Genomic DNA, 11,286 nt, shown 5'->3' on the forward strand with positions numbered 1-11,286 from the left:
AGGAAGCTGATCGGGTTCTTATTCGGCAGATTTAGTAGCGACAGATTTAGTAGCGGCTGGTTTGGACGCTGCTGCGCTGTTCGCTTTTGGGGCGATGCTGTCTGCACCTGTTGCCGCAGCCACTTTCGCGCTCACAGCAATTGGCGTCACGGTCATGCCTGGATCATGCGCTTTGATGATGCCATCGACCAACACACGTTCACCGTTTTTCAAGCCTTTCGTCACCACCCATTCGCCATGCGACCAGCCATCTAACTCAACTGGTTTAGGGTCCAGTTTGTTGTCAGGCGATACGGCAAACACCATCTTGCCCATAGGACCATCGATCACCGCGCGTTGTGGTACAGCCAGAGCAGCACTACGTTTTGCCCCCGCCAGAATCACACGCACAAATTGACCTGGGCGCAAGTTACCGTCTGGGTTAGCGACCTGCGCACGCGCATCAAAACCGCCTGTTGCCGGATTAACTTTTTCGCTCACAAAATTCATCTTGCCTGAAGTTGGGAACATGCTGCCATCGGCCAATTTAAGTTGCACGTCAAAAGCCAGGCTGCCATTACTTGCGCGTTTGCCTGGTAATGCGACTTTGCCACTACCCACTTCTTTAGCGACTTTCAGGTAATCTGCTTCCGGAATGCTGAAATTGATGTACACAGGATCAGTCTGGACGATCGTCGTCAACAAACTATCAGCGGCTGTCACCAGACTGCCATTGGATTTATTTGCAATACCTGTCACGCCACCGATGGGAGCAACAACTTTGGTATAACCAAGATTAAGTTTGGCTTCATTCACTTGTGCCAGCACTTGCTTGTAACTGGCTTCGGCCGTTTCTAAATTTGATTTCGCATCATCAAATTCTTTTTGGCTAATCGCCTTTTCTGCGGCCAATGGGGACAAACGTGCATATTCACGTTTCGCCTGATTCAATTTCGCTTCGCTCACACCCGCTGCGGCTTCAGCTGATGCCAGTTGTGTTTTGTATGTGCCTGGGTCAATTTGGAACAAGACGTCACCCGCTTTTACGCGTGAGCCTTCTTCGTAAAGACGATTTTCCAAAATACCGGCGACACGCGCTCGCACTTCCGTCTCACGTGAGCCTGCAGTTTGACCAACATACTCGAAATCCAAAGCCAAATCGCGGTTTTCTACCGTCACGACATTGACTTCTGGTGGTGGCATATTGCCCGGTGCAGCATGTGCGGTTTCTTCCTTGCCGCAGGCAGCGAGAGTTAATAAGGGCAAACTCAAGGCAATAGCCCTAAACGCCGGATGTTGATAAATCTGCTTAATTTGACGTGATAGCTGATTAGACAGAGAAGCGGATGATGATGATGATGATGATGATGATGAGTCTGAAAAACGCATAAAGAATTCTTTCTGCTTAATTGAAGGACAGGACGACATTATATACATACAATCATGTTTGTATATAATGTCGCCTAACAACCCTACTAAGCAATAGGGTTCACATTAGAAAATCAAAGAGAAAAGATGAAATCTTTCCCGAAAATGGCTGGAAGTTGCGGGAAGTTGGCGAGAAAACGAGATTCTCGTACCAATTCTTGCTGCAACAAAAGAATGGACGTTGATGCTATTTGAGAATAAAAAGTTCAATTTAAATTTCAATTTGATATTTTTACTTTCATTTTGACATTTCTTTTGAAGATGTTTTACGCGAAATAAGGCGTTTTTGTGTTGTCCATCAATGAAATTACCTACAATTATTCGAAAATACATGTAAGGATTGCGGATTCTACCGGTGGCTTTTAACATGCAAGCCTGAAACAAGGTCTACAGCACCGACTTTCTGGTGAGAATCTGATAAGTATCTGAGAGATGCAAGGCATGCAACAGCACTAGCCGTAAAATGATCAAAGGCGAGTAACAATACCTGCCAGTGCTCAGTAAGTAGCCAATGGCATTAACAGAAATCGTAAAACACGCAGCAAAACCAGTAACAAAACAAGCAGTAATAGCGAGCCCAGGCAAACAAATTGATGAGGCTAGCCAAGGAATTGATATGGTCAGAAAGACGAAAGAAGAAGCGCAAGAAACCTATTCCGCCCTGTTGGATGCGGCGGAACAAGTGTTCTCGCAAAAAGGCGTGACCAACACCACACTCAATGATGTCGCTATCGCGGCGGGTATGACTCGTGGCGCGATCTACTGGCACTTCAAAGACAAAAATGCCTTGGTACAAGCGATGTGCGACCGAGCGTTTCTGCCTATGGAAGCCTTGTTGAATGAGATTATTGAAACGCCAGACAAAGACCCTATCAGCGCCTTAAAGCAACTTGATATTCATTTTTTGCAGTTGGTCTCTGGTGACAAACGCCAACGTAAAGTATTCGACATTATTTTCCATCGTTGCGAAAAAAATCCGGATCTGCCTTTTTTTGAAAACGAAAAACGTCAACGCGCTGAGTGCATGGCCAAAGTTGAAGCGATTATCAAAAGTGCGGTAACGCAAGGTAAACTGCATCCTGACACGGACACCTGGATCGCCATGCAAGCCAACCATGCGTTTCTGGTTGGCATCGTGCATGAATGGCTGGAAGACACCTCGGCATACTGCATGATTGCCCATGCCGAGAGCATGATCGATATGTTTTTGGCGGGATTATTGAGCTGCCCACCGCTCAAAAAGCCTATGCCGGTAGCTTCCAATTAAATTTGACGGCCAGCATACGCATCGCAAAGGTGGTCGACGTACCAGCCAGCAAAGCGACTGCCTCAGACACATCCGTCCAATTGAGTAACAGATATACCCAGCATCCGGCAAAGGCACAGGTGGCGTACAACTGACTGCGTCGAAACACCAGTGGTATTTCATTGCAAATCACGTCTCGTAACACACCACCGAAGATTCCGGTAATAACTCCCATCATGGCACACACAAACAGCGGCATATCCGCTTCTTGCGCCAGCGATGTTCCGGTCACACTGAACAGGCCCAACCCCAATGCATCAGCCCATTCCAGCGCACTTTCGGTTAAAGCGTGACGCAAATGACGCAACAAGGGAATAGCAAGTAATGACAAAACAAATATAAGTATCGGATATTCTTGATTTTCTACCCAAAACAAGGGTCGGCGATCCAACAACAGGTCGCGTAATGTACCGCCACCAAACGCCGTGATAAACGCTACCGTAAAACAGCCAACCGCATCCATACGTTTGCGACGTGCTTCAATAAAGCCTGAACCAGCGAACGCGAGCACCCCCAGCACTTCTGCGGTGTGCAACATTGCATTCATGCCAACATAACTACTTGCCATACTTACCCTAATGTAAATTACTCATTTTTAAGCCGCAATTTTACCTTCAAGTCCCACTGCGAAGCGGTCAAAGCCACCTCATGATTTGCAAAATTTAAGATTTCTTTGCAATAAGCTTAAGTTCCACACCATTTTGAGTCACCGCCAGCTATCCAGAATTTAAAAAATCATTGTATAATCATGGGCTTGGCATTTTGTTTGTTGCAAAATCCCAATTTATTCAACTCTGGCAAGTGATACGCAATCGGATCAAGAAGCAGTGCGATCGACGAAGTGCATATTGGCTACCTACTTTATATACTGAGGCAAGCATGAAAGACGGCATCCACCCAAATTATCGCGAAGTGTTGTTCCACGACGTTTCTAACGATTTCAAATTCATCACACGTTCTACTATCTCCACAAAAGATAAAGCAGAATTTGAAGGCAAAGAATACCCACTGGTAAAGATCGAGGTTTCTGCAGAATCCCATCCTTTCTACACTGGCAAACATAAAATCGTTGACACCGCTGGTCGTGTTGACAAGTTCCGCAAAAAGTTCGGTACCGTCGGTTCCAAAACTTCTGTTGCAAACTAATCAGTACAACGGTTTTTATAAAAAAGGCAGCTCAGGCTGCCTTTTTTGCTAAGCATGTCCTTACAATATTCAATTAGATCTTTAATTAGATCTTTAATTAGATCTTTAATTAAATCTTTAATTAGATCTTTAAGTAGATATTTAGTAGATATTTAAGTACGCGTTTTAAAAAATATTTAAAATGCTGGGCTGACGCAAAATTGTTCTGAATTGCAAGGTTTCCAGCTTTGCTGGCACTGCGATACTAGATACAAGCCAAACAGAGCGCAAGCACTGGAAGTAAGCAAGCAAGGCCTCAGATCAGAACCATTTTGCATCAGTCTTACAATATTTTTTGTTTTGCTGCGGCTTGTGCGCGAGCAAAATATGGATGCACTTGCAGAGTACATGCACGCATTCACCACCGACACGGTAACCAAAAGAATTACATATGAAGCCAGTCCGACTTCCTGCCGCCGCCACTATCGCCCTTCCACGCTGGGGCATTTTTGCCCTTTGCTTGTTGTACATTCTGCCAGGCCTGATCGGTCGCGACCCGTGGAAAGGTGATGACGCCACCAGTTTTGGTGTGATGTGGACGATGGCGCACGGCACAATCTCTGATTGGTTATGGCCGCACATTGTCGGCCTGCCTATGCCAGAGAAAGGCCCGCTAACCTACTGGCTGGGTGCGATCTGCATCAAGTTATTTGGCGGCATCGTTGGTGAACCAATGGCAGCGCGTTTGTCGACCGGGATTTTTTTCATTATTGGTTCAGTCTCAGTGTGGTACGCCACATATTTGCTGGGCCGACGTTCGGAAGCTCAACCGTTGAAACTGGCATTCGGCGGTCAACCAGAACCTCAGGACTTTGGCCGCACGCTCGCCGATGGTGCTCTCTTAATCTATCTTGGTTGCCTGGGTTTATTAGTGCGTAGCCATGAAACCAGCGTTGAAACTTTACAAATCTCCTTAATCGCATTTTGCCTGTATCTATGTGTGCGATTACTCGACTTTCCCAAGCGACGTCTGGTCATACAGTTAGGTATTTGCCTGGGCTTACTTACGCTAACCAGAGGTTGGGTGACGCCACTGAGCTTAATCATAGGTCTGGGTATTTTGTGTCTGTATCGCCAGCAAACCAGACAAATTAAATTCATTATCGCAGCTCTGCTGGTAGCACTGATATTGCCAGCCTTATGGTTATTGGCGATTCGCTTAGTACACCCGTATGACAGCACTCCTTTTCCAGCTTGGATGTCCTGGAACTATCATCAGATCAATTGGCCAAGTGTAGAGAGTGTCAGCTACTTTTTCAAATACAGCATATGGTTCGCGTGGCCCGCATGGCCATTTGCAGGTTGGGCGATTTACGCATGGCGCCGACAAGAAAAGGCATTGCATATCTCCCTGCCAACGATGTTCTTCATTTGCTTTGTGGTGCTCAGCTTCCTGAACCCATCCTCAGAAGAAAGTTTGCTACTACCAATTTTGCCACCACTTGCCATTCTGGCTGCATTTGGTTTGCCAACCATGAAACGCAGCGCCATCAACGCCGTCGACTGGTTTGCAGTGTTAGTCTTAACTGGCACCGCGGGCTTTATCTGGTTAGGTTGGATCGCAGAACAAACCGGCTGGCCAAACAAGTTGAGTGCAAAAATTATGCATCTGGCGCCAGGTTTTCAGCCTAACTTCAACCCATTCGTCTTTGCGATTGCACTGACAGCGACGATTGCCTGGTTTTTGTTGGTGTACTGGCGAATCTCGCGCCGTCCATCGGTGTTATGGCGTGCGGTAGTGCTCTCTAGTGGTGGCGTGATTTTGTGCTGGTTGTTGTTGCTCAGCTTATGGTTACCGTGGATCAATCAACGCATTTCTTATGCCACTGTCGCAAAAGAAGTTGCCCTGCAATTACCCGCCAAAGACTATTGCGTTGAGGCTTATATCGGCCCTTCACAACGGAGTTCACTGGCGTATTTTGGCAATGTTCATTTTGCAGGATTCTCTGATCAGAATTGCGAATACCTAATGCTGCAACACAATCGCAAACAATCAGAAGAACCGCAGTTACCATCGCAGTATCAACTCAAGCAATGGCAACATATCTGGAGTGGGCACCGCGCTTACGATAAAGACGAATTGCTGACCTTGTATCGCCGCAAAGAGCAATGAAATCGGCTTCAGAGTCAGGCTTGACCGGCAACATCACCCGCATTGCCGCTATTGCCTGGCCCATGCTAATCGGTCAGTTAGCGGTCGTTGCCAATGGCGTCATCGATACCGCAATGACGTCGCGTTTTTCAGCGACTGATCTGGCCGCACTATCCATCGGCATCTCGATTTACATCAGTATCTTTGTCGGACTCAATGGCGTACTGCAAGCCATTTCCCCAACCGTAGGCCAATTATTTGGGGCGCGTGATTATCCTCAAATCGGCGCAAAAATAAAACAAGGCGTTTGGTTAGCACTTTTCTTATCCTGCGTGGGCTGCACCATACTTCTATTCCCGCAGCCCCTGCTCAATATCGCCGAAGCATCCCCCGCCCTCTCAGAAAAATCCCGCCTCTATTTGCAAATTCTGGCACTCGCCTTACCGGCAACGCTGGGCTTCAGGATTTATAGCGCACTCAACAATGCCGTAGCCCGCCCCAAGATGGTGATGGGAATCCAACTCGCTTCGCTGGCCTTAAAAATTCCGCTCAATACTTTATTTATTTTTGGAGGCTTAGGCATACCCGCCATGGGTGGCCCTGGCTGTGCCATTGCGACGACAGTCATCGCCTGGCTCATGCTATTTGCAGGTTGGATCATCTTGCACCGCGTTGAGTACTACAAAATTTTTAAATTATTCGGTACTGGTTTTGTGAGGCCGCAATGGCAAACCTTAAAAGCCTTGCTGCACCTTGGCATCCCGATGGGACTGAGCTATCTCATTGAAGTTACCGCCTACGCTTTCATGGCATTGTTTATTGCACGCTTGGGCGAGGTCGCTGTGTCAGGCCATCAATTAACCGCTAACTTCGGCACGATTTTATATATGCTACCACTCTCTATCGCCAGCTCTACCAGCACGCTGGTGGCGCAAGCCATTGGCGCCAACGATTTCCCGCACGCAAAAAAGATGAGTCAGGCTGGCATCGCCTTAGCCGCGGGTTGCGCTATCCCTATCGGCATTCTGATCTGGCTCACCAGATCGTGGATATTGCATGCCTACACCAACAATGAAACCATCATCGCCGCCGCCCTGCCCTTATTTTTCTTCATCTCTTTTTATCAAATGTTTGACGCCATCCAGGTCGTGGCAGCCTTCATCCTGCGTGCCTATAAAATCGCTGTCATTCCAACAATCCTATACGCGGTCGCCTTATGGGGCTGCGGTTTAGGCGGCGGCTACTTCATAGGCCTGGACCCGTGGCACATCATCCCAGAACAAATACGCGGCGCAGCTGGCTTCTGGCTCGCCAACAGTCTAAGCATCGCTCTGGTGGCACTATTTCTATGGCTTTACTTACAGCGTGTCCAACATCAATTTCAAAAGCAATATCAAGCCGAAGCCTCAGGCCAAAAATAGACTAAAAAATATACTGAAAAATATCATACAAAAGATTTATAACAAGCACCGCCGATACCCAGACACCCGCCCCACTTGCAAAATCAAGGCAGTCCTGTCATAATCTCGTTTATGCGTTGCCGAGATGGCGGAATAGGTAGACGCACGGGACTCAAAATCCCGCGCCGCAAGGCGTGCCGGTTCGATTCCGGCTCTCGGCACCAATTTGATGTTTTTTGACATCCAGTAATATGCAATTTAACCCGTATTTCTCTATGAAGAATGCGGGTTTTTTGTTTTTTAACGTCCAACTAAGTTTATTGCAAGCCAAGGTTTTTTTATCCATAATTTAATCCATAATTTTATGGATTAAAGATGCCCAAAATAGCCGCTCCCCTCACAGACACACAGATCCGTAAAGCAAAGCCCAAGGAAAAAACCTACACCATCACTGATGGCGCTGGTATGTACATAGAAATAGCACCAACAGGCTCCAAAATCTGGCGCATGTCCTTTAAGCAGGCAAATGGCAAAACCAATCGCCTGACATTTGGCCCCTATCCCACAGTAACAATTACCGAAGCCCGCGAAAAAAGGGCTGAAGTACGTAAGCAGCTCCTCAATGGCGTTGATCCTAGTCTTCAAAAGAAAAAAGAAAAGACATTGAAGTTAGTATCCGCTGAAAATACCTTCGAAGCCGTTTCATGGGATTGGTTTAAAGTAAAAATTGAACCAACATCCCTCAGTCATAGCAAGCGCACACGAGCATACCTAGAGAACGACCTAATCCCTGTTCTTGGGAGGCTTCCTTTTGCAGAAATTAAAGCAATAGAACTTCTGGCCTGCCTACGAAAAATCGAGTCCAGGGTAAATAACCAAGGGAAACAAGTTACGGAAACAGCCAATCGCGTCCGAACGCTCATGTCCGGTCTATGGCGCTATGCGATCCAGACAGGAAAAGCGGAACGAGATATAGCAAGTGATCTGAAAGGCGCGCTAGTAAAACACGTAGGAGAAAATTTTTCCCATATTGACGACCCCAAGCTCCTTGGGGAATTGATGCGCGATATTGAGAACTACGATGGAAACCTAGCGACAAGAGCAGCGTTACAACTACTGCCGCTCGTATTTTCACGCCCAGGTGAGTTACGACAAGCTAAGTGGGTAGATGTGAATTTGGAGGCCAAGGAATGGCGCTACGTGGTTACAAAAACAAATAGTGATCATATCGTCCCATTGTCTGACCAAGCTGTTGAGATCATTCGCTCAATGAAACCGTTGACGGGTGATGGAACTTATATTTTCAGCGTTTGTTCCGGAGTACGGCCATTAAGTGACGGAACAATGAATAAAGCACTAAAGCAGATGGGGTATACCAGTGATGTCATCCAACCTCACGGCTTCCGGCATACCGCAGCCACAGCTCTCGCCGATCAGTTAGGATGGGATGAAGAAAAGATCGAACTACAGCTGTCGCACAAACGGAGTGGCGTCAAGGGTAAATACCAAAAAGCCAAATACCTCAGCGACCGACGTGAAATGATGACCATCTGGTCAAATTATTTATATTCTCTAAAAAATACCTATTTGAGGACTGGCCTAGAAAGGCTTTGCGCCTAAGTTTGAGACGAGCGATTTTAAGCAAACTCGCGCTTAATTCAGTTCAGGACACGTTTAAATCTATGAGCTTCCAACGTTGAGAATTTAGCATTCATTAATAACTATACGTGTATCGCAATACACGTCACTGATGTGATCAAAAAAAATGGCAACCGCTATGCTCTGTTAGCGGTTGCCGATTTACCTCCACAAAAACAATAAGAACTGCCATCTAATGTTCAAGGCTAATTTATGTGACGAGCCATATTCAATAGCTCAAGAAATGATGGATGCGACATGCAATAAGCACTCAACAAAGAATTGTCATTTTTATTTGTACGGAAAAATCCGTACAAAATAGTTCGTGATTTATCCGTACACTTTCGTTATTATTCGTGCCTAATTCGATAGTCTGAAAAATTGTCACTGCAAAAAGAACCTCGCTCATGCGGGGTTTTTTTACGTCTATTCAAAAGTAACTTAAGTCAGAAAACATCAATGTATTCCCTCGATTTTTAAAAATGGCTGCGCATCAACAGCAGAAAGCGCCAACGAATATTTGCAATTCATTTTGTTGATACGGGATAACGCACATGATTTTGAAGCGCACCAATGCTTCTGAACTTCGATTTCCAAAGAGCAGGTCTGCATGGCTTGTTCTTCAAAAAAAATACATCGGACTAAATTCTGGAGTTTTCGAAATACGGACTTACAATTTTTCACAAGACATCGTGCAAAGCTATTTAGACCCTTGCTTTGCCTTTTTTCTTCACCTTTTTTCTTCACCATTTTTTAAGAAGCCTATGTACTGCAATTTCATGTCCCAAGTTAAAACCAACAAAAGCACAGCGAACTGCGACCGAGAGTTCGACCAAATCGCAAATGCAGTTTTATGTATTTCGAATGACATGCCATTTGGTGGTGGATCAAGTTCAAAGAAATCAGTAAAAACAACCGCCAGCATCGATGCTGGCGCAGATGCACTTAACGAGACCAAGACGGATATGAACAACAAAAATTTCCCATTGAATCCTTCAAACTTCACTCAGGGAGGTCATTGCAAGACGAGAATCATCCGGATCAAAGAAGTCATCGCTCGAATAGGCTTATCGAGAAGCTCAATCTATAATTTGATTGCCATAGGAAATTTCCCCCGAAAAATTGCCCTCGGCGAACGCGCAATCGGCTTCTTTGAGCATGAGATTGAACATTGGATGTTGCAACGCAGAGGTGTGTAATGAAAAACGTCACTCTGGTACTCCGCATACAAAAGCTTGGCAATGACTATCGTATTAAAAATGATCCAGATATTCTCTCCAAAGCAGCAAAACATAATTTGCGAGAAATTGTGGCTGAATTACATCCTGATGCAAGCAGCCACATCAATCCTGCACGATCTCATTTAAATAAGGTATTGCGTGGCGAGGCAACATCCACAGGTATCGTTCAGGACTGCGAACAACGAATGCGAGAAGCGAATGCCGTTGTTAAACGTAAGGATAACATTCGCGGCGTGGAGCTCGTTTTCTCCTTACCTAACCATTTTGATGGCGATGTGCAAGCTTGCTTTAAGGATTTTGTAATATGGGTAGAGTCTGAATTTAAGGACATTCCTATTCTGTCAGCCATCGCTCATTACGATGAAGCTGCACCGCATGTTCATGTGATTTTGCTGCCGATAATTGGCGATAAGCTCCAAGGACATCGCATCATGGGAAACATTAAAACGCTACAAAAAAGGAGGAAGAACTGTGAAACGGTGGTTGGCCTTAAATATGGGATTACCTTGCAAAAGCCAGAACAACTCAGCCGTGAAGATAGCTTGAGCTTAGCGTTGAGTGCAGTCAATGATCTTTGCGCGTACCCCGAATTAATGAGAACCCCAGAGATTAAAAACGCCATCATTGCATCTTTAGCCAAGTGTTCATCGAATATCAACATGCATATTGCAAAGCATAAGATCAAAAAACCCCGAACACCAAGAAAAAAGACCTTCACCGATATTATGATCTCCAAAGTCAAACCGGATAATCAGGATAGGTATCAATAACATCATTGTCCCTTGGACGTGGGGATATGTGAGGATTTCAGTGATGGCCTTAAAGAATTGCATATCCCCTTCCTATTGGAAACTGATGTACGTTCAGATAGCCAATCGATGGTGCACAAAGTAAGCACCCGGTGAAGTCATCTTGAAGTTAAGAGCGTAAGCGTAGATGATCGTGTCCACTTATTAAGTGGACACTTGTACATGATGGAAGATGGAATCAATACGCCTAGACGGCGTCGGCGACACA

At 45.8% G+C, this 11,286-nt stretch carries 9 protein-coding genes and 1 tRNA gene; 8 read left to right on the forward strand and 2 right to left on the reverse strand.

The genetic code is table 11. From position 1 onward, the window contains the following. Positions 1-18: 18 nt before the first annotated feature. Positions 19-1,368, reverse strand: coding sequence for an efflux RND transporter periplasmic adaptor subunit (locus tag ACO0KY_RS18905; protein WP_423048682.1), 1,350 nt, complete (start codon positions 1,366-1,368; stop codon positions 19-21). 550 nt (positions 1,369-1,918) lie between these two features. Between ACO0KY_RS18905 and ACO0KY_RS18910 the strand changes: the two genes are divergently transcribed. Then, positions 1,919-2,674 carry a TetR family transcriptional regulator gene (locus tag ACO0KY_RS18910; protein ID WP_423048684.1) on the forward strand — a complete coding sequence of 252 codons (756 nt, stop codon included), beginning with the start codon at positions 1,919-1,921 and terminating at the stop codon, positions 2,672-2,674. Here ACO0KY_RS18910 and ACO0KY_RS18915 read toward each other — a convergent pair. After that, entirely contained in the window at positions 2,652-3,281 is a 630-nt protein-coding gene (locus tag ACO0KY_RS18915; protein WP_423048686.1) for a trimeric intracellular cation channel family protein, read from the reverse strand. The genes ACO0KY_RS18910 and ACO0KY_RS18915 overlap by 23 nt on opposite strands. A 311-nt stretch (positions 3,282-3,592) precedes the next feature. Between ACO0KY_RS18915 and ACO0KY_RS18920 the strand changes: the two genes are divergently transcribed. The 7 genes from ACO0KY_RS18920 to ACO0KY_RS18950 all read left to right on the forward strand — a co-directional run bounded on the left by ACO0KY_RS18920 (position 3,593) and on the right by ACO0KY_RS18950 (position 11,039). Further along, on the forward strand, positions 3,593-3,859 hold the full coding sequence (locus ACO0KY_RS18920; protein ID WP_186913154.1) for a type B 50S ribosomal protein L31: 267 nt from the start codon (positions 3,593-3,595) through the stop codon (positions 3,857-3,859). A gap of 430 nt (positions 3,860-4,289) precedes the next feature. Beyond that, complete coding sequence (locus ACO0KY_RS18925; RefSeq protein ID WP_423048689.1) at positions 4,290-6,011, forward strand: ArnT family glycosyltransferase; 1,722 nt, start codon at positions 4,290-4,292, stop codon at positions 6,009-6,011. Next, entirely contained in the window at positions 6,008-7,411 is a 1,404-nt protein-coding gene (locus ACO0KY_RS18930) for an MATE family efflux transporter (RefSeq protein WP_423048691.1), read from the forward strand. The genes ACO0KY_RS18925 and ACO0KY_RS18930 overlap by 4 nt, the downstream gene beginning before the upstream one ends. A 118-nt stretch (positions 7,412-7,529) precedes the next feature. Continuing rightward, positions 7,530-7,614, forward strand: a tRNA-Leu gene (locus ACO0KY_RS18935). Positions 7,615-7,765: 151 nt separating this feature from the next. Continuing rightward, complete coding sequence (locus tag ACO0KY_RS18940; protein WP_423048693.1) at positions 7,766-9,010, forward strand: tyrosine-type recombinase/integrase; 1,245 nt, start codon at positions 7,766-7,768, stop codon at positions 9,008-9,010. A gap of 572 nt (positions 9,011-9,582) precedes the next feature. Further along, positions 9,583-10,227, forward strand: a complete 645-nt coding sequence (locus ACO0KY_RS18945) for a helix-turn-helix transcriptional regulator (RefSeq protein ID WP_423048695.1) — start codon at positions 9,583-9,585, stop codon at positions 10,225-10,227. Next, on the forward strand, positions 10,227-11,039 hold the full coding sequence (locus tag ACO0KY_RS18950; protein ID WP_423048697.1) for a plasmid recombination protein: 813 nt from the start codon (positions 10,227-10,229) through the stop codon (positions 11,037-11,039). The genes ACO0KY_RS18945 and ACO0KY_RS18950 overlap by 1 nt, the downstream gene beginning before the upstream one ends. Positions 11,040-11,286: the final 247 nt, after the last annotated feature.

This window comes from Undibacterium sp. Dicai25W (assembly GCF_049340505.1).
Lineage (GTDB): Bacteria > Pseudomonadota > Gammaproteobacteria > Burkholderiales > Burkholderiaceae_D > Undibacterium > Undibacterium jejuense.

Bases quoted from the DNA above. Each gene is read 5' to 3' on its own strand.
- ACO0KY_RS18925 (WP_423048689.1), top strand. From the start codon at position 4,290: ATGAAGCCAGTCCGACTTCCTGCCGCCGCCACTATCGCCCTTCCACGC.
- ACO0KY_RS18905 (WP_423048682.1), bottom strand. From the start codon at position 1,368: ATGCGTTTTTCAGACTCATCATCATCATCATCATCATCATCATCCGCT.
- ACO0KY_RS18945 (WP_423048695.1), top strand. From the start codon at position 9,583: ATGATTTTGAAGCGCACCAATGCTTCTGAACTTCGATTTCCAAAGAGC.
- ACO0KY_RS18910 (WP_423048684.1), top strand. From the start codon at position 1,919: ATGGCATTAACAGAAATCGTAAAACACGCAGCAAAACCAGTAACAAAA.
- ACO0KY_RS18920 (WP_186913154.1), top strand. From the start codon at position 3,593: ATGAAAGACGGCATCCACCCAAATTATCGCGAAGTGTTGTTCCACGAC.
- ACO0KY_RS18915 (WP_423048686.1), bottom strand. From the start codon at position 3,281: ATGGCAAGTAGTTATGTTGGCATGAATGCAATGTTGCACACCGCAGAA.
- ACO0KY_RS18930 (WP_423048691.1), top strand. From the start codon at position 6,008: ATGAAATCGGCTTCAGAGTCAGGCTTGACCGGCAACATCACCCGCATT.
- ACO0KY_RS18950 (WP_423048697.1), top strand. From the start codon at position 10,227: ATGAAAAACGTCACTCTGGTACTCCGCATACAAAAGCTTGGCAATGAC.
- ACO0KY_RS18940 (WP_423048693.1), top strand. From the start codon at position 7,766: ATGCCCAAAATAGCCGCTCCCCTCACAGACACACAGATCCGTAAAGCA.